This window comes from Kineococcus radiotolerans SRS30216 = ATCC BAA-149 (assembly GCF_000017305.1).
Lineage (GTDB): Bacteria > Actinomycetota > Actinomycetes > Actinomycetales > Kineococcaceae > Kineococcus > Kineococcus radiotolerans.
Genome location: NC_009664.2, coordinates 854169 through 878440, shown reverse-complemented (window position 1 = coordinate 878440; position 24272 = coordinate 854169). Strand labels below are relative to the sequence as shown.

Sequence of the window (24272 nt, the reverse complement as noted above, 5' to 3'; positions counted from 1 at the left end):
TTCAGGCCCCCAGGGTGCGCAGGGCGTCGATGACGTCGTCGGGCGTGGGGCTGGTCAGCCCACCCGCCAGACCGCCGTCGGCGATGAGGACGACGCGGTCGGCGTAGCTGGCGGCCACCGGGTCGTGGGTGACCATGACGACGGTCTGGCCGAACTCGCGCACGCTGCCGCGCAGCAGGCTGAGGACCTCCGCGCCGGCGCGGGAGTCGAGGTTCCCGGTGGGTTCGTCGGCGAACACCACGTCCGGTCGCGGGAGCAGGGCCCGCGCCACCGCGACGCGCTGCTGCTGGCCCCCGGAGAGCTCGTGGGGCTTGTGGGTGAGGCGGTCGCTCAGCCCCAGCCGGCGCACCACGTCCTCGCGCCAGGCGGGGTCCGGTTCGCGCCCGGCCAGCCGCAGCGGCAGCAGCATGTTCTCCGCGGCGTCGAGGACGGGCAGGAGGTTGAAGCTCTGGAAGACGAAGCCGATGCGCTCGCGGCGCAGCCGCGTGAGCTCGGCGTCCTTGAGGGCGGTCAGCTCGGTCTCGCCCAGGAACACCCGGCCCGCGGAGGCGGTGTCCAGCCCGGCGAGGCAGTGCATGAGCGTGGACTTGCCGGACCCGGAGGGACCCATGATGGCGGTGAACTCCCCACGGGTGAACTCCACGTCCACCCCGGCGAGGGCGTGCACGACGGCGTCGCCGCGGCCGTAGGTCTTGCGCAGCCCGACCGCGCGCACCGCGGGGTGCGCGGCGTCTCGGACGGTCTGCGCCACGGTGGCGCGGTGGCTGGGTTCTGGCACGGTGTTCTCCCCGGTCGCAGGCGTTCCTGACGCCTCCGACGCTAGGGAGCGGCGGCGCCCGCGGCGTCGGGCCCGGAGGGGATCCCGGGTGTGGGACCAGCGGGGGAGGACGACCCCGGGGGTCATCCCGTGGGTGGACGACGGGCGGCCCGGGGCCGGGCCGCCCGTGCTCAGCGGGCGTCGCGCAGCACGTCCCCGGGCTGGACGAGACCGGCCGCGTAGGCGAGCACGACGGCCTGGACGCGGTCGCGCGAGCGCGTCTTGGCCAGCACCCGCCCGACGTGGGTCTTCACCGTCGCCTCCGAGACGACGAACCGGGCCGCGATCTCACCGTTGGACAACCCGTGCGCCATGCACTCCAGGACCTCCAGCTCGCGGGGGGTCAGGTCCGCGGGGACCCCCTGCGCGGCGGCCGCCGGGCTCGCGGCCCCGGCGCGCAGCATCGGCCCCACGTGCTGCAGCAACCTGCGGGTCGAGCTCGCGGCGATGACCGCGTCACCGGAGTGCACGGTGCGCACGGCGGCGAGGAGTTCCTCGGGGGGCGCGTCCTTGAGCAGGAACCCGCTGGCCCCGGCGCCGATGGCGGCCACGACGTACTCGTCGAGGTCGAAGGTGGTCAGCACGACGACCTTGGGCGCGCCCGCGTCGGGACCGGCCCCGGCGGTGCCGCTGCCGGTGATGCGCCGGGTCGCCTCGATGCCGTCGAGGCCCGGCATGCGGACGTCCATCAGGACCACGTCGCACGGGGTCGCGGCGACGACCCGCACGGCGTCGGCGCCGTCGGAGGCCTCCGCGACGACCTGCAGGTCCGGCTGGGAGTCCAGGACCATGCGGAACCCGGCGCGGACGAGTTGCTGGTCGTCGACGAGGACGACGCGGATCGGGCTCATCGCGGGTTCGGTCACGTCGGGAACTGTCACGTCAGGAACTGTAGGGAAGGGTCGCCCGCACGGTGAAACCCCCGCCGGGGCGCGGACCCGACGCCACCGACCCCCCGTGCAGGCGGGCGCGCTCGGCCATCCCCACCAGGCCCTGCCCGCCCGGGCTGGGCTGCAGCATGGCCGCCGCGCCCCGCCCGTCGTCCTCGACGCCGAGGCGCAGCGCGTCGTCGTCCCAGCGGACCACGACGTGGGTGCGGGCCCGGGGCCCGGCGTGCTTGAGGACGTTGGTCAGGGACTCCTGCACGATCCGGTAGGCGGCCAGGCCGATCGCGGGCGGCAGGTCGCGCGCCCGCCCGACCACCTCGGTGTCGACCTCCAGCCCGCTGGCCCGGACCTGCTCGACGAGGTCGGGGATCATCCGCGCGTCCGGCTGGGGGGCGCGCTCGTCGCCCGGGCCCTGGCGCAGCACCCCGAGCAGGTTGCGCATGTCGCTCAGCGCCTGCCGCCCGGTGCCGGAGATGGTCTCGAGGACCCGCACCGCCACGGCCGGGTCCGCGCCCGCGGCGTAGCGCCCCCCGTCGGCCTGGGCGATGATCACCGACAGGGAGTGCGCCACGACGTCGTGCATCTCGCGGGCGATGCGCTGGCGCTCGGCGGTGGCGGCGAGGCGGGACTCGTTCTCCCGCTCGACCTCCAGCAGCCGGGCGCGCTCGACGAGGGCGAGCTCGTTCTGCCGGCTCGCCCGGCGCAGGCTGCCCAGCGCCCAGGAGGCCAGGACCATGACGCCGATGAACATCGCGGCCACCACCACCGAGGCCACCCCGCTGGTGCCGAAGAACCGCAGCGAGCACAGGGGCGCGCCGAACAGCCCGAGGGCCAGCCCGCCGAGGGAGGCCCAGCGCCGGGCGTAGGCGGCCAGGGAGTAGACCGCGACGAGCACGGCGACGTTCCCGAACGACGGCGAGGGCGCGAGGACCTGGAGGAGGCCAAAGAAGGCCACCAGGGCGCCGGAGACCTCGGGGAAGCGGCGCCGCACGGCCAGGGGCAGGCACATCGCCAGGCCCACGAACCCGGCGAACGTCCCCCCGCCGACGCTGTCGGCGGCGCTGAAGAGCCCGGCGAGCGCGGCGAGCACCAGCGCGCCGAGGGCGTCGAGGAGCAGGCTGTTGGCCCGCGCCCACCCCACGAGGCGGTCGAAGACGTCCAGCGCGGGTTCCCTCGGCACGGTCCCAGCGTAGGGATCCCCGCGGTCGCGGTCGTCGGACCGCAGGACGACCCGCGGGGTCCTCCCACGGGTGGAGGTGTCCACCCCTCGAGACGCGGTGACCGCATGCCGGACGTCCGGGGGCGGGCCTCGGCTACCCTCGCGCGCATGGTGGACACCCTGAGGCTCGCGGTCATCCCCGGCGACGGCATCGGCCAGGAGGTGACGGTCGAGGCCCTCAAGGTCCTCACCGCGGTGCTCGGCGGGGGCGGGCGGGTCGCCACCACCGAGTACGACCTCGGCGCCCGGCTCTACCACCGCACCGGCGAGACCCTCCCCGACAGCGTCCTCGAGGAGCTGCGCGGGCACGACGCGATCCTGCTCGGCGCCGTCGGCGACCCCAGCGTCCCCAGCGGCGTCCTCGAGCGCGGTCTCCTGCTGAAGCTGCGCTTCGCCCTCGACCACCACGTCAACCTGCGCCCCTCCAAGCTCCACCCCGGCGTGCCCAGCCCGCTGGGCGACCCCGGCGAGATCGACTTCGTCGTCGTGCGCGAGGGCACCGAGGGCCCCTACGTCGGCAACGGCGGCGCCCTGCGCGTCGGCACCCCCCAGGAGATCGCCACCGAGGTCAGCGTCAACACCGCCTTCGGCGTGGAGCGCGTCGTGCGCGACGCCTTCGCCCGCGCCGCCGCGCGCCCGCGCCGCAAGCTCACCCTCGTCCACAAGCACAACGTGCTGGTGCACGCCGGCCACCTGTGGCGGCGCACCGTCGAGGCCGTCGGGGCGGAGTTCCCCGACGTGGCCGTCGACTACCTGCACGTCGACGCGGCGACGATCTTCCTGGTCACCGACCCGGCCCGGTTCGACGTGATCGTCACCGACAACCTCTTCGGCGACATCCTCACCGACCTCGCCGCCGCGGTGACCGGCGGCATCGGGCTGGCCGCCTCGGGCAACGTCAACCCCGACCGGACCACCCCGAGCATGTTCGAACCCGTCCACGGGTCCGCCCCCGACATCGCCGGGCAGCAGATCGCCGACCCGACGGCCGCGGTGCTGTCGGTCTCCCTGCTCCTCGCGCACCTGGGCCGGGACGACCTCGCCGCCCGCGTCGAGGCCGCCGTCGCCGCCGACCTGGCCCGCCGGGCCACCGGGGAGGTCGGGACCCGGAGCACGTCCGCGGTGGGCGACGCGCTGGCCGCCGCCGTCGGCTGAACCGCCCGGTCCCGGCGCCCGCGCCCGGGGTACCGTCGACCCACCACCGCCAGGCCAGGAGGAGACCGCGCATGAGCGCCACGACGACCGCCACCACCACCGGGTCCGCCGCCCCGCTGACGTTCCCCGTCAGGCCGTCGGCCGCGCCCGTGGCGGCGGAGCGCCGGGCCGAGATCCTGGCGGCCCCCGGGTTCGGGAGGTTCTTCACCGACCACATGGCCGTCGCGACGTGGACGCGGGGCACCGGCTGGCACGACGCGGCCGTCGTCCCCTACGGGCCCCTCCAGCTCGACCCCGCGGCGGCGGTGCTGCACTACGCCCAGGAGGTCTTCGAGGGCCTGAAGGCCTACCGGCACGCCGACGGCAGCGTCTGGACGTTCCGCCCGCGGGCCAACGCGGCCCGGATGGCGCGCTCGGCCCGTCGCCTGGCCCTGCCCGAGCTCGGGGAGGACGCCTTCCTCGAGGCCGTCACCCAGCTCGTGCGCACCGACGAGGCGTGGGTGCCCAGCGGCGGGGAGTCCTCGCTGTACCTGCGGCCGTTCATGGTCGCCACCGAGGCCTTCCTCGGGGTCCGCGCCGCGCACGAGGTGAAGTTCCTCGTCATCGCCTCCCCGGCCGGCAGCTACTTCCCCGGCGGGGTGAAGCCCGTCTCGATCTGGCTGTCGCAGAACTACACCCGCGCCTCCCTGGGCGGCACCGGGTCGGCCAAGTGCGGCGGCAACTACGCCGCCAGCCTCGTCGCCCAGGAGGAAGCCGGCGCGCACGGCTGCGACCAGGTCTGCTTCCTCGACGCCGCCGAGCAGCGCTACGTCGAGGAGCTCGGCGGGATGAACCTCTACTTCGTCCACGACGACGGCAGCATCGTCACCCCGGAGCTGACCGGCACCATCCTGGAGGGGATCACCCGCGCCTCCATCGTGGAGCTCGCCGCGGACCTCGGGCACGAGGTCCGCGAGCGCCGGGTCAGCATCGACGAGTGGCGCGAGGGCGTGGCCTCGGGCCGGATCACCGAGGTGTTCGCCTGCGGCACAGCGGCTGCCGTGACCCCGGTGGGCAAGCTGGTCTCCGCCGACGGGGAACTCTCCCACGGCACCGGGCAGGCCGGGGAGGTCACCCTGGCGATCCGCGAGCGGCTGCTGGACATCCAGTACGGCCGCGCCGAGGACACCCACGGCTGGCTGCACCGCCTCGTCTGAGGGCCTCCTCCGGCGCGCACTAGGGTGACGCCATGCGCATCGCCAGGTTCTCCTCCAGCGGTTCCGACCCGCGCTACGGCGTCGTCGAGGGCGCCCCGGGCGAGGAGGAGGTCGTCGTCGTCGCCGGTGACCCGCTCTTCACGCCGCTGAGCCCGACCGGCGAGCGCGTGCCGCTGGCCGACGCGCGGCTGCTGGCCCCGGTGATCCCGCGCTCGAAGGTGCTGGGGATCGGGCGCAACTACGCCGCGCACGCGGCGGAGCTCGGCAACGAGGTCCCGGCGGAACCCCTGGTCTTCACCGTCCCGAACACCTCCGTGGCCGGACCGGGGGACCCGCTGGTGATCCCGGCCTGGGCGGGGGAGGAGCTGCACTACGAGGGCGAGCTGGCCGTGGTGATCCGCCGCCTGTGCAAGGACGTCCCGGTGGAGCGCGTGCCCGAGGTCGTCTTCGGGTACACGGTCGCCAACGACATCACGGCCCGCTCGCTGCAGGGCCCGGACCAGCAGTGGTGGCGGGCGAAGGGCGCCGACGGGTTCACCCCGATCGGGCCGTGGATCGAGACCGACCTCGACCCCTCCGACCTGCGCATCGAGACCCGGCGCATCACCGGCGAGGAGGTCGAGGTCGTCCAGGACGGCCGGACCTCGCTCATGGTCCACGACGTCGCCGCGATCGTCGCCCACGTCTCCTCGGCCATGACGCTGCTGCCCGGCGACGTCATCCTCACCGGGACCCCCGCGGGAGTCGGCCCGGTCCGGGCCGGTCAGCGCGTCGAGGTCGAGATCGAGGGGCTCGGGGTCCTCTCCACGACGTTCGCCGCACCCGAGCGCGGCTGAGCCTCAGCTCCCGGCGGGCGGGGTGATCGCGATCGTGAGGGTGTCCGTGGCGGTCTGCTTGGAGTAGTCGCCCGCCCCGGGCGCGCTCTGCTCGAGCACGTCGTAGGTGATGAGCAGTTCGACGCTGCGGGTGCCCTCGGGGACGGCCGGCACGACGAACGACGTGGAGTACGCGTACGGGGCCATGGCGAGGTAGCCGGGCGCCTGGCGCGAGACGTCCTGCACGGTGGTCGGCGGGGTGACCGTGCCGTCGGCGGCGACGGCCGAGGAGGTCACGCTGAAGGTGCTGATGTAGGCCTTCTGCTGCTTCTTGCCCGTGCCCAGGTTCGGGCCGGTGACGGTGGCGGCGAGCTGCACCGGCTTCGCGGCGCCGGCGGTCCACCCGGCCATGTCGAGGGTGGACCAGTAGTCCACGGCGAGGCTCATGCCGCCGGCCCGCAGCTCGTGGTGGGCCGAGCCCAGCGCGAGGTCGTTGACGACGGGCTCGACGGGGACGGGGGCCGGGGTCGCGGTGGCCGTCGCGGTCGGCGTGGGGGTGGTGCCCGACACGAGCGGACCGGCAGCGGCCTGCACGGAGCCGCAGGCGGTCAGACCCGCCAGCGGGAGCAGCAGCGCGGCGGCGGCGAGGCGGAGCGGGGGGCGGGTCACGGGGTCCTCCGGAGGGGGCGGCGGGGGAGCGGGGGCTGGTGCGAGAACGCTGACACGCGTGACGCAGGGTGACCGGCCCCGCCACCCGGACGGCCTACCAGTGACTCTGCGCAACCACCCGGGTGGATGCAGGGCCGTCGACCCGTACGCCCGAATAGGCTGGGCGGGCCATGACTGACATCGCCGCACCCCCCGCCCCGGGCACCTCGCCCGTCCGTGTCCGCTTTTGCCCCTCGCCCACCGGGACGCCGCACGTCGGCCTGATCCGGACGGCCCTGTTCAACTGGGCCCACGCCCGTCACACCGGCGGCACCTTCGTCTTCCGCATCGAGGACACCGACGCCGCCCGCGACAGCGAGGAGAGCTACGCCCAGATCCTCGACGCGCTGGACTGGCTGGGGCTGGACTGGGACGAGGGCATCGGCGTCGGTGGCCCCCACGAGCCCTACCGCCAGAGCCTGCGCCGCCCGGTCTACGACGACGTCGTGCGCCGGCTGCGCGAGGCCGGGCACCTCTACGAGTCCTTCTCCACCGCCGAGGAGATCGAGGCCCGCCACGAGGCGGCCGGCCGCCCCAAGGTCCTGGGTTACGACGGGTTCGACCGCGACCTGACCCCCGAGCAGGTCGCCGCGTTCCGCGCCGAGGGGCGCGAGCCCACGCTGCGGCTGCGGCTGCCGGAGGGCCGGGACTACTCCTTCGACGACGTGGTGCGCGGGCGCATCGAGTTCAAGGCCGGCTCCTTCCCCGACCCGGTGCTGGTCCGCGCCAACGGCGACCCCCTCTACACGCTGGTGAACCCCGTCGACGACGCGCTCATGGGGATCACCCACGTCCTGCGGGGGGAGGACCTGCTGTCCTCCACCCCGCGCCAGATCGCGCTGCACGAGGCGCTGGTCGACATCGGCGTCTCGCAGGCGGTGCCCCTGTTCGGGCACCTGCCCTACGTCACGGGCGAGGGCAGCAAGAAGCTGTCCAAGCGGGACCCGGAGTCCAACCTCTTCCACCACCGCGACCGCGGGTTCATCCGCGAGGGCCTGCTCAACTACCTCGCGCTGCTGGGCTGGGGGATCTCCGAGGACCGCGACGTCTTCAGCGTCGAGGAGATGGTGGCCGCCTTCGACGTGGCCGACGTCAACGCCTCGCCCGCGCGCTTCGACGTGGCCAAGGCCGAGGCGATCAACGCCGCGCACCTGCGGCTGCTGGCCCCGGAGGACTTCCGCGGGCGCCTCGTGCCGTACCTGCAGGCGGCCGGCGTGCTGCCCGCGCAGCCCTCGCCCGAGCAGCTGGAGCGGCTGGCCGCGGCGGCGCCGCTGGTGCAGGAGCGCATGACCCTGCTGGGGCAGGCCCCCGGGATGCTGGGGTTCCTCTTCGTCGCGGACGGGGACGTGGTGCTGGAGCCGGACGCGACGGCGGCGCTGCGGCCGGAGGCGGCCGACGTGCTGGACGCCTCCCTCGCCGCCCTGGAGGCCCTGACGGGCTGGACGACCGCGGACCTGGAGGCGGCGCTGCGCGCGGCCGTGGTGGAGGGCCTGGGGGTCAAGCCCAAGTTCGCCTTCGCCCCGCTGCGCACCGCCGTCACCGGCCGCCGGGTGTCGCCGCCGCTGTTCGAGTCCATGGAGATCCTCGGCCGGGAGTCCTCGCTGGCCCGGCTGCGCCGGCTGCGCGCCACGCTCTGACCCCTGTTCGGTGCCCCCCGTCCGCTCAGGCCGGGCGGTGGGGTGCCGATTTGGGATGCAGGGCACGCACCCGATACAGTCATCTCGCTCGGGCGGTACGCCGGCCGGGGAGAACACCGTGGGGTATGGTGTAATTGGCAGCACGACTGATTCTGGTTCAGTTAGTCTAGGTTCGAGTCCTGGTACCCCAGCGCTCATCGCGATGTCGAAGGTCCCGAGCACTCCGCTCCACGACTTAGACTCCGCGGTGACGGTTCCGGGAACGGAACAGCAAGCTAGGGCCCCGTTGTGTAGCGGCCTAGCACGCCGCCCTCTCACGGCGGTAGCGCGGGTTCGAATCCCGTCGGGGCTACAGATCGAAGATCCTCGTCGTACGACGCGGAGCCTTCGGCGCTAGGGCCCCGTTGTGTAGCGGCCTAGCACGCCGCCCTCTCACGGCGGTAGCGCGGGTTCGAATCCCGTCGGGGCTACAGGTGAAGGCCCCCGGTCCACTGGACCGGGGGCCTTCGTCGTCCCCGCCCCCGGGGGACCGCGCGCCGAGCGGGGGGGGTCAGTTCTGCGGGGCGAGGGCGGCGGTGAAGGCGGCGGCGGTGGCGAGCACCGCGTCGGCGTGCCGGCGGCCCGGGTGGCGCCCGAAGCGCTCGGCGGGCCCGGACACCGACACGGCCGCGAGCACGCGCCCGGAGGGGCCGCGGACGGGCGCGCTCACCGAGGCCACCCCGGCCTCGCGCTCACCGCTGGAGTGCGCCCAGCCGCGCCGGCGGACCCCGGAGAGGGCGGCGGCGTCGAAGCGGGCGCCCACGAGCTCCACGGAGAGGCGCTCGGGGTCGTCCCAGGCCAGGAGCACCTGGGCCGCGGACCCGGCGTTCATCGTCATCGAGGCCCCCACGGGGACGGTGTCGCGCAGGCCGTGCAGCCGCTCGGCCACGGCGATGCAGACCCGGTGGTCTCCGTGGCGGCGGTAGAGCTGGGCGCTCTCGCCCGTGGCGTCGCGCAGGGCGCCCAGCAGCGGCCCCGCCACCGCCACCAGCCGGTCCTCCCCGGCCGCGGCCGCCCACTCGGCGTGGCGCTCGCCGAGGACGAAGCGGCCCCGCAGGTCCCGGCTCACCAGGCGGTGGTGCTCCAGCGCGACGGCCAGCCGGTGCGCGGTGGGGCGGGAGAGGCCGGTGGCCGTCACCAGCTGCGCGAGGCTCGCCGGGCCGGCCTCCAGGGCGCCCAGCACCCGGACGGCCTTGTCGAGCACGCCGACTCCGCTACTCTTGTCCACGGAGCGATACTGGCGTCTCAAATCGTGAGACGCAAGTGAGGGGAGCTGGACATGGCGCGCACGCTGGCGGAGAAGGTCTGGGACGACCACGTCGTCCGCAAGGGGCAGGACGGCGAACCCGACCTGCTCTACATCGACCTCCACCTCGTCCACGAGGTCACCAGCCCGCAGGCCTTCGACGGGCTGCGGGCCGCCGGTCGCCCGGTGCGCCGCCTCGACCTCACCATCGCCACCGAGGACCACAACACCCCCACCGTCGACATCGACCGCCCGCTGTCGCTGCTGGAGGACAAGACCTCGGCCAAGCAGCTGCAGACGCTGCGCGAGAACTGCGCGGAGTTCGGCGTCCGGCTGCACCCCCTCGGCGACGCCGAGCAGGGCATCGTGCACGTCGTCGGCCCGCAGCTGGGCCTCACCCAGCCCGGCATGACGGTCGTCTGCGGGGACTCCCACACCTCCACCCACGGCGCCTTCGGCTCCCTGGGCATGGGCATCGGCACCAGCGAGGTCGAGCACGTCCTGGCCACCCAGACGCTGCCGCTGAAGCCGTTCAAGACGATGGCGATCACGGTCGACGGGACGCTGAAGCCCGGGACCACCGCCAAGGACGTCATCCTCGCCGTGATCGCCGAGATCGGCACCGGCGGCGGGCAGGGCTACGTCCTGGAGTACCGCGGCGAGGCCATCCGCAACCTCTCCATGGAGGGGCGGATGACGATCTGCAACATGTCGATCGAGGCCGGGGCGCGGGCCGGGATGGTCGCCCCCGACGAGACGACCTTCGCCTACCTCGAGGGCCGCCCGCACGCCCCGCAGGGCGCCGACTGGGACGCGGCCGTGGAGTACTGGCGGACCCTGCGCACCGACGACGACGCCGAGTTCGACGCCGAGGTCGTCCTCGACGGCAGTGCGCTGGAACCCTTCGTCACCTGGGGCACCAACCCCGGCCAGGGCGTCCCGCTGTCGGGCTCGGTCCCCGAGCCCGAGCGCATCGGCGACGACGGGGTGCGCCAGGGCGTCGAGCGCGCCCTGGAGTACATGGGCCTGGAGGGCGGGACGCCGATGCGCGACATCGCCGTCGACACCGTCTTCATCGGCTCCTGCACCAACAGCCGCATCGAGGACCTGCGCGCGGCGGCCGACGTCGTGCGCGGGCGCAGGAAGGCCGACTCGGTGCGCGTCATGGTCGTCCCCGGGTCGGCCAAGGTGCGCCTGCAGGCCGAGGCCGAGGGGATCGACACCGTCTTCAAGGAGTTCGGCGCCGACTGGCGGTTCGCGGGCTGCTCGATGTGCCTGGGCATGAACCCCGACCAGCTCGCGCCGGGGGAGCGCTGCGCCTCGACGTCCAACCGCAACTTCGAGGGCCGCCAGGGCAAGGGCGGGCGCACCCACCTGGTGAGCCCGCTGGTGGCGGCCGCGACGGCCGTGCGGGGCACCCTGAGCTCCCCGGCCGACCTCGAACCCCCCGTCCCCACGAACGTCTGAGAGGAGCCCCCGTGGAGAAGTTCTCCGTCCACCGCGGCGTCGGGGTCCCGATGCGCCGCACCGACGTCGACACCGACCAGATCATCCCCGCCGTCTACCTCAAGCGGGTCACCAAGACCGGTTTCGAGGACGCCCTGTTCGCGGGCTGGCGCAAGGACCCCGGCTTCGTGCTCAACCAGGAGCCGTACCGCCCGGGTTCGGTGCTGGTGGCCGGGCAGGACTTCGGCACCGGCTCCAGCCGGGAGCACGCCGTGTGGGCCCTGCGCGACTACGGTTTCCGGGCCGTCCTGGCGCCGCGCTTCGGCGACATCTTCCGCGGCAACGCCGGCAAGCAGGGGCTGCTCGCCGCCGTCGTGGCCCAGAGCGACATCGACCTCATCTGGAAGGCGCTGGAGGCCCACCCGGGGACGGAGGTGACGGTCGACCTCATCGAGCGGATCGTGCAGGTCGACGACTTCACCGCCCCCTTCGAGGTCGACGACTACGTGCGTTGGCGCCTCGTGGAGGGGCTGGACGACATCGGCCTCACCCTGCGCCACGCCGACGCGATCACCGACTTCGAAGCCCGTCGCCCCTCGTTCAAGCCCACCACGACGCCGCTGGCGCCGTCGGCCTGAGCCCTCCCGGACGGCCCCGGATTCCCGCTGCGGCGCAGCGGGACCGGGGCCGTTCTGCGTCCGGACCCGTTGTGCGGCAACGACATCCGCGCGACCGCGACCGCGGGCACGGCGACCCGGTCGCCGGGGCGCGGACGCCCTGCGGCGCAGGCCCCGCCGCGGTCGCGGCGGCGAGGTGTGCTGCGGCGCAACGAATCGCCGCCCCACCGGTGGTGGACTCCGGTGGTGGTCGGTCGTACCGTTTCCCCGTCGGGCTCCTGCTCGGCCCGGACGATCCGAACCCCCCAGGAGGAGCCCCGTGAACAAGGCAGAGATGGTGGACGCGCTCGAGGCGCGTCTCGGCGGCCGCAAGCAGGCCGTGTCGGCCGTCGAGGCGGTCGTGGAGCTCATCCAGCTCACCGTCGCCAAGGGCGACAAGGTCGCCATCAGCGGCTTCGGCACCTTCGAGAAGCAGGCCCGCAACGCCCGCACCGGACGCAACCCCCGCACCGGCGAGGCCGTCAAGATCAAGAAGACCTCCGTGCCCCGCTTCCGCCCCGGCACCGCCTTCAAGGAGATCGTCTCCGACACCAAGGCGCTGCGCGCCTTCCAGGCCGAGGTCAAGGAGCGCACCGCCGGCCCCGCCGCGGCCCCGGCCAAGAAGGCCGCCGCGACCCCGGCGGCGCGCAAGGCGGCCCCGGCCCGGACCGCTCCCGTGAAGGCCGCCCCGGCCCGCACGAGCACGGCCACGGCCAAGAAGGCCGCCCCGCCGGCCCGCACCACGAGCACCACCACCGCCCGGAAGGCGGCGCCGGCCAAGACGGCCACCACGACCCGGCGGGTCGCCAAGAAGGCCTGAACCGCGCGGTTCCCGCGGTCCCGCCCGGGCCCGCACGCGCAGGAGGCCCCGCACCTCGACGGTGCGGGGGCCTCCTGCCGTCCGGCCCGGGTGCTCCCGGGCCGGTGGGCGACCTCAGTCGCGGAAGGTCTCGATCTGCGCGCCCAGCGGGGTCAGCCGCTCGGCCAGCTGCTCGTAGCCGCGGGCGATGATGTCCACGTTGCGCAGGACGGAGGTCCCCTTGGCCGCCAGCATCGCCAGCAGCACCACCACGGCCGGGCGCAGGGCCGGCGGGCAGAGCACCTCCGCCCCCGACCAGCGCGTCGGGCCCTCCACCAGCACGCGGTGCGGGTCGAGCAGCTTCACCCGCGCCCCCAGCCGGTTGAGCTCGGTGAGGTAGATCGCCCGGTTGTCGTAGACCCAGTCGTGCACCGTGGTCGACCCCTCCGCGCTCGCCGCGATGACGGCGAAGAACGGCAGGTTGTCGATGTTCAGGCCCGGGAACGGCATCGGGTGGATCTTGTCGATCGGGGCCTTGAGCTCCGAGGGGTGCACCGTGATGTCCACCAGGCGGGTGCGCCCGTTCGCGGCGGTGTACTCCGGGGTGAGGTCGTACTCCAGGCCCATCTCGGACAGGATCGCCAGCTCGATCTCGAGGAACTCGATCGGGGCGCGGGTCACGGTGAGCTCGGAGTGGGTGATGATCGCCGCGGTCAGCAGGCTCATCGCCTCCACCGGGTCCTCGGAGGGGGCGTAGTCGACGTCGACGGAGATGTCCTTGACGCCGTGCACGACGAGGGTCGTGGTGCCGATCCCGTCGATCCGCACGCCCAGCTGCTCCAGGAAGAAGCAGAGGTCCTGGACCATGTAGTTCGGGCTGGCGTTGCGGATCGTGGTGACGCCCTCGACCCGGGCCGCCGCCATGAGGGCGTTCTCGGTCACGGTGTCGCCGCGCTCGGTCAGGACGATGGGGCGCTGCGGGGACACGGTCTGGTCGACCGTCGCGTGGTAGTAGCCGGTCGTGGCGGTGATGGACAACCCGAAGGGGCGCAGGGCGACCATGTGCGGCTCGACGGTGCGGGTGCCGAGGTCGCAACCGCCGGCGTAGGGCAGCGCGAACTCGTCGTAGCGGTGCAGCAGCGGGCCGAGCATCATGATGATGCTGCGGGTGCGGCGCGCGGTCTCGCCGTCCATCGCGTCCAGGTCCAGCTCGGTCGGCACGTCGAGGACGAGGTCGGCCTCGTTGACCCACTCGTAGCGGACGCCGATGCTGGCCAGCACGTCGAGGATGCGGTGGATCTCCAGGATCCGCGCCACCCCGCGCAACGTCGTGCGGCCCTTGTTGAGCAGCGCGGCGCACAGCAGGGCCACCCCGGCGTTCTTGCTGGACTTCACGGCGATGCTGCCCGAGAGCTTCACCCCGCCGTGGACGCGCAGGTGCGTCGGGCTGGGCCGCCCGATGGACACGATGTCGTCCTGGAGGGCGTGACCGACGCGCTGCAGCATGTCGATCGAGACGTTCTGCTGCCCCTGTTCCATGCGGTGGACGGCGCTCTGGGACGTGCCCAGGCGTTCCGCGAGCTGGACCTGGGTGAGACCCCGGTGCTTGCGGGCGTCGCGGATGAGGGCGCCGATCTGCGACAGGTGGTCGCTGCTGGGCGTCATCTGCTCGGTGGAGACTGCCATGCGGGCACCGTATCTCACAGATGAGATAAGGCCGGACCACCGGGAGGTCCCGGGCGTGTCGCGCTCGGTGCAGCGCGGCGCGGGCCCGGGGTGTTCCCGGTGGTCCGACGCGCGCGTCCCTCAGGCGGTTCCCGCCGCGCCCCCGCCGGACCCCGGGGCGTGGGCCAGCGCGCGGTCCAGGGCCCGGGCCAGGTCCCGCCAGAGGTCCTCCACGTCCTCCACGCCCACGGAGAGCCGCAGCAGGTCCTCCGGGACGACGACGGGTTCGTTGCCGTGCCGGCGGCGGCGCTCCACCAGCGACTCCACCCCGCCCAGGCTGGTCGCGGGCACCCACAGCCGCACCGCGTCCACGACAGCGTCCGCCCCCGCCGCGCCCCCGACCACCTCGATGGAGACCAGCGCCCCGAAGCCCGCCATCTGCGCGGCGGCCAGGGCGTGGCCGGGGTCGTCGGGCAGGGAGGGGTGGCGCACCCGGGTCACCGCGGGGTGCGCGAGCAGCCGGCGGGCCAGGTCGGCGGCGGAGGCCTGCGAGCGCTCCAGCCGCAGCGGCAGCGTGCGGATCCCGCGCAGGGCCAGGAACGCCTCCATCGGCCCGGGGATGGCCCCGTGGAAGGTCCGGTGCGCCTTCAGCGCGGTCAGGACCGCCTCGTCGCGGGCGACCGCCGCGCCCAGGACGACGTCGGAGTGGCCGGAGAGGAACTTCGTCACCGAGTGCACGACGACGTCGGCGCCCAGTTCCAGCGGCCGCTGCAGCAGCGGGGTCGCGAAGGTGTTGTCCACCACCACCGTCGCCCCGTGCTCGTGGCCCAGCGCGGCCAGGGCGGCGATGTCGGCCACCTCCAGCAGCGGGTTGGTCGGCGACTCCAGCCACAGCAGCACCGGCCCGCTCAGCGCGCCCAGCGCCGTGCGCACGGCGTCGAGGTCGGTGATGTCCACCGGCTGCACGGCGAGGCGGCCCTGGGTGCTGAGCAGGCCGCTGAGGGAGTGGGTGCCGTTGTAGGCCCCGTGGGGCACCAGGACGGTCCCCTCGGCCGGGACCAGGTGCAGCGCCGCGGCGACGGCGGCCATGCCGGAGGCGAAGGCCAGCGCCCGGCCCCCCTCCAGGTCGCCGATCGCGGTCTCCAGCGCGGCCCAGGTCGGGTTCGCGAACCGGCCGTAGCCGAGCTCGGCCGCCCCCAGCGACCCGCCGCCGACGAACGTGGCGGACAGCGAGACGGGGGTGTTCAGCTCGCTGTCGAGACCGCGCGGGGGACGGCCGGAGACCACGGCCAGGGTGGCGGGGGACAGCGGGGCGTTCTGCGGGGTGTTCTCGGACACGTCCGCGGGCAGGTTCTCGGGCACGCAGGAACCCAACCACACCGCGGGTAGGGTCTGCGCCGATGAGCAGCCAGCCCAAGCCCCGCGTCGCCGTCGTCTTCGGCGGCCGATCCTCCGAGCACGCCATCAGCTGCGTGACCGCCGCGGGCGTGCTCGCGGCCCTCGACGGCGACGTCTACGACGTCGTGCCGATCGGCATCACCACCACGGGGCGGTGGGTGCTCGTGGAGGACCCCGCCCGGTTCGAGCTCACCGACGGGGCCCTGCCCGAGGTGCCCGCGACCGGCACGCCCGTCGGGCTGCCCCTCGACGTGGACACGAAGGCGCTGCAGCGCCTCGGCGGCGCCCCCGGCGCCCCGGCGCTCGCCGAGCTCGGCGAGGTCGACGTCGTGCTGCCGCTGCTGCACGGGCCCTTCGGCGAGGACGGCACCCTGCAGGGGCTGCTGGAGCTCTCCGACACCCGCTACGTCGGGTCCGGGGTGCTGGCCTCGGCGGCGGGCATGGACAAGCAGGTCATGAAGCTGCTGCTGGCCGGGCAGGGCCTGCCCGTGGGGCCCTGGACCTCCTTCCGCGCCCGCCGCTGGGACACCGACCGCGACGGCGTCGTCGCCGAGGTGGAGGCCCTCGGGTACCCGGTCTTCGTCAAGCCCGCCCGCGCGGGCTCCAGCATCGGGATCACCCGTGTCACCTCCCGCGAGGGCCTGGCCGCCGCGGTGGCCGAGGCCGTCTCGCACGACCCGAAGGTCGTCGTCGAGGCGGCGCTGGTCGGCCGGGAGATCGAGTGCGGGGTCCTGGAGGACCTCGACGGCGGGGAACCGCTGACGAGCCTGCCCGGGGAGGTCGAGGTCGTCGGCGGCCACGACTTCTACGACTTCGAGGCCAAGTACCTCGACTCCGGCAACGTGCGGCTGACCTGCCCCGCGGACCTGCCCGACGACGTCGTCGCCGCCGTGCGCCGCACCGCGGTGCGGGTCTTCGAGGCCATGGGGGCCGAGGGCCTGGCCCGCGTCGACCTCTTCGTCGACCCCGCCCGGGGGGAGGACGGCATCGTGGTCAACGAGATCAACACCATGCCCGGGTTCACGCCGTTCTCGATGTACCCGCGGATGTGGGCGGCCACCGGCGTCGACTACCCCGAGCTCGTGCACCGGCTGATCCAGCTCGCGCTGCGCCGCCCCACCGGCCTGCGCTGAGGTCCCGTCCGGCGGGCGGCGTCCCGGCGGGCGGGCGCGGCGCGCAGGCGCGAGGATCTCCGGGTGGCTCGAACCCCCGCCGTCAGCGACGACCAGATCTCCCGCGCCCTCGGCGTCTACGCGGGGCTGGTGGACCGCGTCCTGACCGACCCCCGGCGCTGGCTCGGTCTCGACGACGACCCGCCGCCGACGGCGCCGTTCCCCGCCCGGGTCCTCGACGCGCTGCGCGACCGCGCGCTGGGGGAGGTCACCCCGGCCTCGCCCGAGTGGGACCGGCAGCCCCTCGCCCGCCGCGTGGACTGGTGGGTGACCCGCATCGGGATCAGCGCCGGCCTGGCGGCCGCGGCGCCCCGCTTCGCCGGGGCGGTGGCCGACCGGGTCCCCCTCCAGGCCGCGCTGGGGGCCTCCGCGGCCGGTCTGGCGGTGTGCGCCACCGCGCGCGAGCACGGTCGCACCGAGCCCGCGCAGTGGGTGCCGCTGCTGGCGAAGGTCCTCTTCGACCGCGACCTCCCCGTCGCCGCGGCGCCCGTCCCCGACCCCGCGCAGGCCGAGCGGGAGTTGGCCGAGGAGCCCGACCCCGCCCCCGAGGACGGCCGGGGCGGGCCCGGGCCCGTCGCGACCTTCGGACGCGGTGCCCAGCGGGCCGCGCGCACCGTGTGGCGGCTGGCGCGGACGTTCCGCGGGCTGCCGGACCTGCTCGACGAACGGCCCCGCGGGGGCCTGCTCACCCGGGCGATCGGCAAGCTGCCCGTCGTCGGGGTCGCCGGCGGCTGGCTGGACGAGCGGTCCGGCATCCGGAAGGCGTCCCGGGAGACCGCGGCCCTGCTGGGCTGAGCGCGCGCGGCGCCTACACGCAGGTCCGGGTCTGCCGGATGGCCGACACCGGCCCGGCGAGGTCCACCAGCTGCGAGGTGGCCTGGTCGCGGGTCAGCCCGTCGCCGAAGCGCACGGTCACCTCCACGGCGGGGGTCCGCCCGTAGGTGAGGAAGCGCACCGCGCGGTCGCTCACGGCGTCCTGCACCCAGTCCACACTTGGACCCCCGTCCGGGCCGACGGGCACGCACGCCTTCGTCGTCGGCCCCAGGACGAGTGCGCCGCAGCGCAGGACGACCCGGTCCTCGCCCCACGCCGCCACCCCCGCCGCTCCCTGCGGGGTCCGGCCGAGGTTCCCCAGCGACGCCGGCAGGGCGGCCAGCAGGGTCGTGCACGCCGGGTCCGCGGCGTCCGGGGCGGCCTCGACCCCGCGCGAACCCGCCAGGTAGGCCCACACCGCGCCGGCCGCGACGAGCACCACGACGAGGGCGACGACCAGCCGCCCGGGGGGCTGGCGCGCGGGGGTGCTGGGCGGACCGGGTGCGGACATCGCCCCGTAGTGTGCCCGCTGCAGCGGAGGACGGGGCACGAGGGGCGGGGCGCGAGTGCGGGTCGAGGAACTGGACGAGACGGCGCTGCTGGCGCGGGTGCTGCCGCTGATGCCGACCCGCGCCCTGCTCGGGCCCGGCGACGACGCGGCCCTCGTCGCCGCCCCCGACGGGCGGGTCGTCGCGACCACCGACGTCCTCGTGGAGCTCCGCGACTTCCGGCGGGACTGGTCCACCGGAGCCGACGTCGGGTGGAAGGCCGTCGCGCAGAACGTCGCCGACGTGGCCGCCATGGGCGCCACCTGCACCGGTCTGCTCCTCGCCCTCGGGATGCCCGGGGACCTCGAGGTGGCGTGGGTGGAGGACTTCGCGCGGGGCGTCGCGCAGGCCTGCGCGGAGTTCGGCGCGGTCGTCGTGGGCGGGGACCTGTCCGCGGCCTCGGAGATCGTCGTGGCCGTCACCGCGCTGGGGGACCTGGCCGGGGCCCCGCCGGTGCTGCGATCGGGGGCCCGGGCCGGTCACGTGGTCGCGGTGGCCGGCACCCTGGGCCGCTCGGGCGCCGGGCTGGACCTGCTGCAGCGCGGGGTGCTCGACGGCCCGGCGGACCTGCTCGGCGCGCACCGGCGACCGGTGCCGCCGGTCGCGGCGGGTCCCCGGGCGCGACGGGCCGGGGCGAGCGCGCTGATGGACGTCAGCGACGGGCTGCTGCGCGACGCGGGCCGCATCGCCGCGGCCAGCGGGGTCACCCTCGACCTGTCGACCACCTCGGCGCTGGGCGGGTGGATCGCCGACCTGCTGCCCGCGGTGGGCGGGCGGGCTACCGAGCTCGTCCTCACCGGCGGGGAGGACCACGCGCTGCTCGGGTGCTTCCCCCCGGACGCCGGGCTCCCGGCCCCCTTCGCCGCCGTCGGGGTCGTGCGGCCCGCCGGGCCGCACCCGGTGCTCGTCGACGGGCGGGCGTGGGCCGGGGCGGGCACCGGGTGGGACCACTTCGCCCAGTGAACGCCCGAGGGGCCGGCCCCCTGGGGGGACCGGCCCCTCGGGGCGTTCAGCACGAGGTGGTCAGCGCGTGACCTTGCCCGCCTTCAGGCAGGAGGTGCACACGTTGAGGCGCTTGGGAGAACCGTTGACAGTGGCCCGGATCCGCTGGATGTTCGGGAGCCACATGCGGTTGGTCCGCCGGTGCGAGTGCGAGACGCTCTTGCCGAAGCCAGGGCCCTTGGCGCAGACGTCACAGGTGGCAGCCACGGGGAACTCCTGAAGTCGATCGGGTGAAGTGGGTGGACCCCGGTCGGGGCACCCGTGGCGCCGGAGGCCCGGACACCGCTGACCACCATAGCCGAGGTGCGGCCCCCGCGGGAAACCGAGGGCGGGGCCCGACGCGCCGGCGGTGGGCGCCCCGGCCCGCGGGGAGCCCGGGGGTAACCTGCCCGCGTGGACGAGCTGGACGCACCCCTGTCCAGCCGGCTCCCGCGGGGCAAGGGGAACAGCAAGAAGGCCAACCCGGCGAAGTTCCTCTCCGAGGGCCTCGGCTTGGAGACCGTCCGGGACCTGCTGTGGCACCTGCCGCGCCGCTACGCCGACCGCGGCACGCTCACCCCCATCCGCGACCTCGTCGAGGGCGAGAACGCCACGATCCTGGCCCAGGTCGTGAAGTACGGGGAGCCCCAGCGCATGCGCGCCAAGGACGGCGTCCGCCTCGTGGTGACCCTCGGCGACGGCCGCGACACCCTCACCATGACCTTCTTCGCCAAGTTCGCCGGCCAGTTCGCCCACCAGAAGGCCGACCTCGTCCCCGGTGCGCTGGTCCTGGCCTCGGGGAAGGTGAGCAAGTTCCAGGACGTCTGGCAGCTGTCGCACCCCGACTACGAGACGCTGGAGGACCCCGAGGACGGCGTGGACGCCGTCAACCGGCCCATCCCGCTCTACCCCGCCTCCAAGGCCGCGCCGAACTGGCTGGTCCGCCAGAGCGTCGCGCAGCTCCTCGACGGCCTCGAGGGGCAGCTGCCGGAGTTCCTGCCCGCCGAGGTCGTCGCCGGCGCGGACCTCCTCGACCCCCTCGCGGCCCTGCGCGCCGTGCACGCCCCCCGCGACGAGGCCGAGCTGGAAGCCGGCCGGCACCGGCTGCGCTACGAGGAGGCGTTCGTCCTGCAGACCGCGCTGGCGCTGCGCCGGGCCTCCACCGCCCGCCAGCGCGCCGTCGCCCGCACCGCCTCCCCGGACGGGATCGCCGCGGCCTTCGACCAGCGGTTGCCGTTCCCGCTCACCGGCTCCCAGCGCGCCGTGGGCGAGGAGATCGCCGCCGACCTCGCCCGCCCGCACCCCATGCAGCGCCTCCTGCAGGGCGACGTCGGCTCCGGCAAGACCCTCGTCGCGCTGCGGGCCATGCTGACCGTCGTCGACGGCGGGGGGCAGGCCGCGCTGCTGGCCCCCACCGAGGTCCTCGCCGCCCAGCACCTGCGCTCGATCACCGCGATGCTCGGCGACCTCGCCGGCGCCGGGACGTTCGGGGCGCACGAGCGGGCCACGAAGGTCGTCCTGCTCACCGGCTCGATGGGCGCGCCCGCCCGCCGCGCGGCCCTGCTGGCCGCGGCGAGCGGGGAGGCCGGGATCGTCATCGGGACCCACGCCCTGCTGCAGGAGCACGTGCAGTTCGCCGACCTCGGGTTCGTCGTCGTCGACGAGCAGCACCGCTTCGGCGTCGAGCAGCGCGACGCGCTGCGCGCCAAGGGCAACGGCATCCCGCACCTGCTGGTGATGACGGCCACCCCGATCCCGCGCACCGTCGCCATGACCCTCTTCGGCGACCTGGAGACCTCGGTGCTCACCGAGCTCCCGCCCGGGCGCGCCGACGTGCAGACCGTCGTCGTCCCCCAGGACCGCCCCGCCTGGATCGACCGCACCTGGCAGCGCATCGCCGAGGAGGCCGCGCTGGGGCGGCAGTCCTACGTCGTCTGCGCGCGCATCGACACCGACGACGAGGGCGGTGAGGACGGCACGCCCCCCGAGGACGGGCCCGGGGAGGAACCGGCACCCGACGACGCCCTCTTCGAGGAACCGCGCCCGCGCGGCGGGAAGCCGGGCAGGCCGAAGCCGCGGCCCGCAGCCGCCGTCAGCCAGGTCGTCGAGGTGGTCCGCACCCACCCCGCCACCGCCGGGCTGCGCACCGAGGTCCTGCACGGCCGCCTCCCCCCGGCCGAGAAGGACGACGTCATGAGCCGGTTCGCCGCCGGCGAGGTCGACGTCGTCGTGGCCACCACCGTCGTCGAGGTCGGCGTCGACGTGCCCAACGCCAGCGTCATGGTCGTCGTCGACGCCGACCGCTTCGGCATCTCCCAGCTGCACCAGCTGCGCGGGCGGATCGGGCGCGGTGGGCTGCCCGGCACCTGCCTGCTGCTGTCCGGGGCCTCGGAGGGGTCCCCCGCCGGGCAGCGGCTCGCGGCCCTGGCCCGGACCCGGGACGGCTTCGAGCTGGCCCGCCTCGACCTCGAGCAGCGCCGCGAGGGCGACGTGCTCGGGGCCGCGCAGTCGGGGGAGCGCAGCTCCCTGCAGCTGCTCGGGGTCCTGCGCGACGCCGAGCTCGTGGCCCACGCCCGCGCCGCCGCGGTGACCCTCGTCGCCGCCGATCCCGACCTCTCCGCCCACCGCCCCCTCGCCGCGGCCGTCGCGGCCCGGGTCAGCGGCGACACCGAGGCCTTCCTGGAGCGCGCGTGAGCCGGGGGAGGGCCCGCCCGGCCCGCGACGTCGTGCTGGCGCTGGAGGACCTGCGGGTCGGCTACGGCCGGCCCGTCTGCGCCCCGGTGACCGTCGACGTCGCGGCGGGGGAGGCGCTGTGCCTGGTCGGGGCCAACGGCGCGGGCAAGTCCACCGTGCTGCGCGCCGTCGCCGGGCTGCTGCAGCCCCTGGGCGGCACGGTGACCCTGCGCGGCCGGGCCGTCGACGAGCGGTCCGCGCAGTTCCGCCGCGAGGTCGCCTCCGTCTTCGACGAGGACGCCTGGTTCGCCGAGCTCTCCGTCGCCGAGCACCTCGAGCTCGTCGCCCGCGGGCACGGGGTCCGCGACGTCGTCGGGGTCGTCGACGCCGAGCTCGAGGCGCAACGGCTCACCGGGGCCGCCGACCAGCTGCCCGGGTCCCTCTCCAGCGGGCAGAAGCGCCGCCTGCTGCTGGCCGCCGCCCTCGTCCGCCCCCGCGCGGTCCTGCTGCTCGACGAACCCGAGCAGCGGCTCGACCCGACCGGGCGCGAGGCGCTGGCCGAACGCCTCGTCGCCGAGCGCGACGCCGGGACGGCGCTGGTCCTGGCCACCCACGACGTCGTCCTGCTGCGCGCGCTGGCCACCCGCGCCGTCGTCGTGGACGACCCCGAGGTGGCGCCGGTGTGCCGCGTGGTCGACGCCGACGAGGCCGCCCGGATCGTCAGCGACCCCGTCCGATGACCGGACCCGCCGCGGGATCCCGGCCGGACGCCCCGCTCCTGGTGGGGCCGCTCGCCGACCAGCCCCACCCCACCCGCCGGGAGCTGCTCGACGAGGCCGCCCCCTCCAAGGCGGCCCGCGGTCTGCGCGCCACCCTCACCGACACCTACACGACGCTGCTGCAGGTGGGGATCGCGTTCCTGCTCCTGCTCGGCGGCAGCGGGTCCCTGCGCGAGGCCCTGCGCAGCGGGCTGGCCCGCAGCGGCGAGGGACCGGGCTGGGTGCCGCAGACCTCCGCCGTCGTCCTCGCCGTCGGGCTCTCCTGCAGCGTCATCGCCTTCGGCCTCGCGGCGTGGTGCCGGCTGGGGCCGGTGAGCCTGCCCACCGCCCCGACGACGTGGTGGACCCCGCTGCCGGTGCCCCGCGCGGACCTGCTGCGGCCCGTGGTGCGCAACCGCGCGCTGGGCACGGCGCTCACGGGCGGGCTGTTCACGGCGTGGACCTCCTCGGTCGCCTTCGGGGTGAGCGGCGACCTCAGCGGCGCCACCGTCGCCGGCGGCCTCCTCGGGGGGTTCGCCGTCGGCGCCGGGACGGCGGCCGCGGGGTACGCCCTCGTCGTGCGCCCGGCCGTAGGGGCGGGGGTCGAGGCGCTGCTGCGGGTCGGGCGGGTCCTGGACGGGGTCGGGGTGGGGCTGGTGCTCGCCCTCGCGGGCTCGGCGGTCGTCGGGATCCGCGTCGACGCCGTGCACCCGAGCGCGGTCCTCGTGCCCGCCGTCGTCGTCGGGACGGCCGCCCTGGTCGTCCTCGCCGCGGTCGGGCGGCCCGCCTGGTCGCGCGTGGGGGAGATCCCCTCGCCCTCGTTGCGGCGCGGGGCGTCCCGGCTGGAGCGGCTGACCTCCTCGGTGCTGCAGTTCGACGTCCGCGAGATGGGGCGGGCGCTGTCGGCGGACTCCGGGGCGCGGCGCCGCCGCCGGGCCCGGTTCACCCGGGCCGGCGGGCCGGTCCGCGCGGTCCTCGCCGCCGACGTCGTCCTGCTGCGCCGCCAGCCGCGCCGGCTCGTCACCGCCGGCGTCCTGGCCCTGGTGCCCTTCGTCCTGGCCTCGGGGACCTCCGCGCACCGCGCGGTGGGCGCGCTGCTGCTGTGGCTGGCCGGCTACGCCGCCGCGACCACGCTGTCCGAACCGGCCCGCGGGCTGGCCCTGGTGCCCGCCGCCGCCCGGACGCTGCCGATCTCCGCGACCGGGGTCGTGCTGGTCCGCTGGGTCCCGGTCGCCGTGCTCTGCTCCGCGTGGGGCGCGCTCGCGGTGCCGCTCACCGTCACCGCCTCCGGCCTGCTGCACGGGGGGTCCCCGGGCACGGCGTGGTGGTCGTGGGCGCTGCTGGGGGCGCTGGCCGGGCCGGGGTTCGCCGCCGCGGGCCTGCGCGGCGCCGTCCGTCCCGACCCGGACCTGTCCGGCCCGGTCATCGCCACCGCCATGGGCGGGCTGCCGCCGGGGGCGGCCGCGGCCACCACGACGGGGCCCGACCTCGCCGTCCTGGTCAGCGCGCCGATCCTGCTCGCCGTGCTGGCGCGGGGGGCCCACGACTGGCTGCTGCTCGGCCAGCTCGTCGCGACCCTCGCGGCCGTGGGGATCGGCTGGGCCTACGCCGCGCACCGCGCGCGCAAGATCTCGTGAGGAGCAC

General features: G+C 75.4%; 22 protein-coding genes and 3 tRNA genes. 16 read left to right on the top strand and 9 right to left on the bottom strand.

The window, feature by feature from the left end:
• Position 1: 1 nt before the first annotated feature.
• The 3 genes from KRAD_RS04330 to KRAD_RS04320 all read right to left on the bottom strand — a co-directional run bounded on the left by KRAD_RS04330 (position 2) and on the right by KRAD_RS04320 (position 2884).
• Complete coding sequence (locus KRAD_RS04330) at positions 2-778, bottom strand: ABC transporter ATP-binding protein (protein WP_012084300.1); 777 nt, start codon at positions 776-778, stop codon at positions 2-4.
• A gap of 170 nt (positions 779-948) precedes the next feature.
• Positions 949-1668, bottom strand: coding sequence for a response regulator transcription factor (locus KRAD_RS04325; RefSeq protein ID WP_041292646.1), 720 nt, complete (start codon positions 1666-1668; stop codon positions 949-951).
• A 31-nt stretch (positions 1669-1699) separates the two neighbouring features.
• Complete coding sequence (locus tag KRAD_RS04320) at positions 1700-2884, bottom strand: sensor histidine kinase (protein ID WP_012084298.1); 1185 nt, start codon at positions 2882-2884, stop codon at positions 1700-1702.
• 147 nt (positions 2885-3031) lie between these two features.
• On the opposite strand from KRAD_RS04320, the gene KRAD_RS04315 reads away from it, so the two are divergent.
• The 3 genes from KRAD_RS04315 to KRAD_RS04305 all read left to right on the top strand — a co-directional run bounded on the left by KRAD_RS04315 (position 3032) and on the right by KRAD_RS04305 (position 6110).
• On the top strand, positions 3032-4078 hold the full coding sequence (locus KRAD_RS04315; RefSeq protein ID WP_041292644.1) for a 3-isopropylmalate dehydrogenase: 1047 nt from the start codon (positions 3032-3034) through the stop codon (positions 4076-4078).
• A 71-nt stretch (positions 4079-4149) separates the two neighbouring features.
• The gene (locus KRAD_RS04310; protein ID WP_012084296.1) at positions 4150-5274 is read left to right on the top strand and encodes a branched-chain amino acid aminotransferase; all 1125 of its coding nucleotides are present in this window, start codon (positions 4150-4152) and stop codon (positions 5272-5274) included.
• A 32-nt stretch (positions 5275-5306) separates the two neighbouring features.
• Entirely contained in the window at positions 5307-6110 is an 804-nt protein-coding gene (locus KRAD_RS04305) for a fumarylacetoacetate hydrolase family protein (RefSeq protein ID WP_012084295.1), read from the top strand.
• A 3-nt stretch (positions 6111-6113) separates the two neighbouring features.
• On the opposite strand, the gene KRAD_RS04300 is transcribed toward KRAD_RS04305, so the two are convergent.
• On the bottom strand, positions 6114-6758 hold the full coding sequence (locus tag KRAD_RS04300) for a hypothetical protein (protein WP_012084294.1): 645 nt from the start codon (positions 6756-6758) through the stop codon (positions 6114-6116).
• Positions 6759-6928: 170 nt separating this feature from the next.
• Between KRAD_RS04300 and gltX the strand changes: the two genes are divergently transcribed.
• The 4 genes from gltX (at position 6929) to KRAD_RS04280 (ending at position 8904) form a co-directional block, all read left to right on the top strand.
• Positions 6929-8434 (top strand): glutamate--tRNA ligase, encoded by a 1506-nt coding sequence (gene gltX / locus KRAD_RS04295; protein WP_012084293.1) that lies wholly within the window; start codon positions 6929-6931, stop codon positions 8432-8434.
• 119 nt (positions 8435-8553) lie between these two features.
• Positions 8554-8625 (top strand) — tRNA-Gln (locus tag KRAD_RS04290).
• A gap of 88 nt (positions 8626-8713) precedes the next feature.
• Positions 8714-8786, top strand: a tRNA-Glu gene (locus KRAD_RS04285).
• Positions 8787-8831: 45 nt separating this feature from the next.
• Positions 8832-8904, top strand: a tRNA-Glu gene (locus KRAD_RS04280).
• An 80-nt stretch (positions 8905-8984) separates the two neighbouring features.
• Here the strand turns inward: KRAD_RS04280 and KRAD_RS04275 are convergent.
• Positions 8985-9701 carry an IclR family transcriptional regulator gene (locus KRAD_RS04275; RefSeq protein ID WP_012084292.1) on the bottom strand — a complete coding sequence of 239 codons (717 nt, stop codon included), beginning with the start codon at positions 9699-9701 and terminating at the stop codon, positions 8985-8987.
• Positions 9702-9752: 51 nt separating this feature from the next.
• Between KRAD_RS04275 and leuC the strand changes: the two genes are divergently transcribed.
• The 3 genes from leuC to KRAD_RS04260 all read left to right on the top strand — a co-directional run bounded on the left by leuC (position 9753) and on the right by KRAD_RS04260 (position 12641).
• A complete protein-coding gene (gene leuC, locus KRAD_RS04270; protein ID WP_012084291.1) occupies positions 9753-11186 on the top strand; it encodes a 3-isopropylmalate dehydratase large subunit in 1434 nt (477 codons plus the stop codon).
• Between the two features lie 11 nt (positions 11187-11197).
• Positions 11198-11803 carry a 3-isopropylmalate dehydratase small subunit gene (gene leuD, locus KRAD_RS04265; protein ID WP_012084290.1) on the top strand — a complete coding sequence of 202 codons (606 nt, stop codon included), beginning with the start codon at positions 11198-11200 and terminating at the stop codon, positions 11801-11803.
• 298 nt (positions 11804-12101) lie between these two features.
• A complete protein-coding gene (locus KRAD_RS04260) occupies positions 12102-12641 on the top strand; it encodes an HU family DNA-binding protein (RefSeq protein WP_012084289.1) in 540 nt (179 codons plus the stop codon).
• A 114-nt stretch (positions 12642-12755) separates the two neighbouring features.
• Here the strand turns inward: KRAD_RS04260 and KRAD_RS04255 are convergent, their stop codons facing one another.
• Complete coding sequence (locus tag KRAD_RS04255; protein ID WP_041292642.1) at positions 12756-14285, bottom strand: helix-turn-helix domain-containing protein; 1530 nt, start codon at positions 14283-14285, stop codon at positions 12756-12758.
• A gap of 141 nt (positions 14286-14426) precedes the next feature.
• Positions 14427-15647: a trans-sulfuration enzyme family protein gene (locus KRAD_RS04250; protein WP_012084287.1), complete on the bottom strand. Its 1221-nt coding sequence runs from the start codon at positions 15645-15647 to the stop codon at positions 14427-14429.
• 38 nt (positions 15648-15685) lie between these two features.
• On the opposite strand from KRAD_RS04250, the gene KRAD_RS04245 reads away from it, so the two are divergent.
• On the top strand, positions 15686-16816 hold the full coding sequence (locus KRAD_RS04245; RefSeq protein ID WP_012084286.1) for a D-alanine--D-alanine ligase family protein: 1131 nt from the start codon (positions 15686-15688) through the stop codon (positions 16814-16816).
• 63 nt (positions 16817-16879) lie between these two features.
• Positions 16880-17650, top strand: coding sequence for a hypothetical protein (locus tag KRAD_RS04240; RefSeq protein ID WP_012084285.1), 771 nt, complete (start codon positions 16880-16882; stop codon positions 17648-17650).
• A gap of 13 nt (positions 17651-17663) precedes the next feature.
• Here KRAD_RS04240 and KRAD_RS04235 read toward each other — a convergent pair whose 3' ends face one another.
• Positions 17664-18179 carry a DUF3515 family protein gene (locus tag KRAD_RS04235; protein ID WP_012084284.1) on the bottom strand — a complete coding sequence of 172 codons (516 nt, stop codon included), beginning with the start codon at positions 18177-18179 and terminating at the stop codon, positions 17664-17666.
• Between the two features lie 55 nt (positions 18180-18234).
• On the opposite strand from KRAD_RS04235, the gene KRAD_RS04230 reads away from it, so the two are divergent.
• Entirely contained in the window at positions 18235-19179 is a 945-nt protein-coding gene (locus KRAD_RS04230) for a thiamine-phosphate kinase (protein ID WP_012084283.1), read from the top strand.
• 60 nt (positions 19180-19239) lie between these two features.
• Here the strand turns inward: KRAD_RS04230 and rpmB are convergent, their stop codons facing one another.
• On the bottom strand, positions 19240-19425 hold the full coding sequence (rpmB, locus tag KRAD_RS24965) for a 50S ribosomal protein L28 (RefSeq protein WP_012084282.1): 186 nt from the start codon (positions 19423-19425) through the stop codon (positions 19240-19242).
• A gap of 186 nt (positions 19426-19611) precedes the next feature.
• On the opposite strand from rpmB, the gene KRAD_RS04220 reads away from it, so the two are divergent.
• Genes KRAD_RS04220 through KRAD_RS04210 form a run of 3 tightly spaced genes read left to right on the top strand, consistent with a single transcriptional unit; the run spans position 19612 to position 24265 of the window.
• Positions 19612-21891 (top strand): ATP-dependent DNA helicase RecG, encoded by a 2280-nt coding sequence (locus KRAD_RS04220; protein ID WP_012084281.1) that lies wholly within the window; start codon positions 19612-19614, stop codon positions 21889-21891.
• A complete protein-coding gene (locus KRAD_RS04215; protein ID WP_012084280.1) occupies positions 21888-22610 on the top strand; it encodes an ABC transporter ATP-binding protein in 723 nt (240 codons plus the stop codon). The genes KRAD_RS04220 and KRAD_RS04215 overlap by 4 nt, the downstream gene beginning before the upstream one ends.
• Positions 22607-24265, top strand: coding sequence for a DUF6297 family protein (locus KRAD_RS04210; protein ID WP_012084279.1), 1659 nt, complete (start codon positions 22607-22609; stop codon positions 24263-24265). Before KRAD_RS04215 ends, KRAD_RS04210 begins: the two co-directional genes overlap by 4 nt.
• The last annotated feature ends 7 nt before the right edge of the window (positions 24266-24272 follow it).

Coding starts and splice junctions, on each gene's coding strand:
- KRAD_RS04210 (WP_012084279.1), top strand. CDS start 22,607: ATGACCGGACCCGCCGCGGGATCCCGGCCGGACGCCCCGCTCCTGGTG.
- leuC (WP_012084291.1), top strand. CDS start 9,753: ATGGCGCGCACGCTGGCGGAGAAGGTCTGGGACGACCACGTCGTCCGC.
- KRAD_RS04305 (WP_012084295.1), top strand. CDS start 5,307: ATGCGCATCGCCAGGTTCTCCTCCAGCGGTTCCGACCCGCGCTACGGC.
- gltX (WP_012084293.1), top strand. CDS start 6,929: ATGACTGACATCGCCGCACCCCCCGCCCCGGGCACCTCGCCCGTCCGT.
- KRAD_RS04325 (WP_041292646.1), bottom strand. CDS start 1,668: ATGAGCCCGATCCGCGTCGTCCTCGTCGACGACCAGCAACTCGTCCGC.
- KRAD_RS04310 (WP_012084296.1), top strand. CDS start 4,150: ATGAGCGCCACGACGACCGCCACCACCACCGGGTCCGCCGCCCCGCTG.
- KRAD_RS04255 (WP_041292642.1), bottom strand. CDS start 14,285: ATGACGCCCAGCAGCGACCACCTGTCGCAGATCGGCGCCCTCATCCGC.
- KRAD_RS04315 (WP_041292644.1), top strand. CDS start 3,032: ATGGTGGACACCCTGAGGCTCGCGGTCATCCCCGGCGACGGCATCGGC.
- KRAD_RS04235 (WP_012084284.1), bottom strand. CDS start 18,179: ATGTCCGCACCCGGTCCGCCCAGCACCCCCGCGCGCCAGCCCCCCGGG.
- KRAD_RS04245 (WP_012084286.1), top strand. CDS start 15,686: ATGAGCAGCCAGCCCAAGCCCCGCGTCGCCGTCGTCTTCGGCGGCCGA.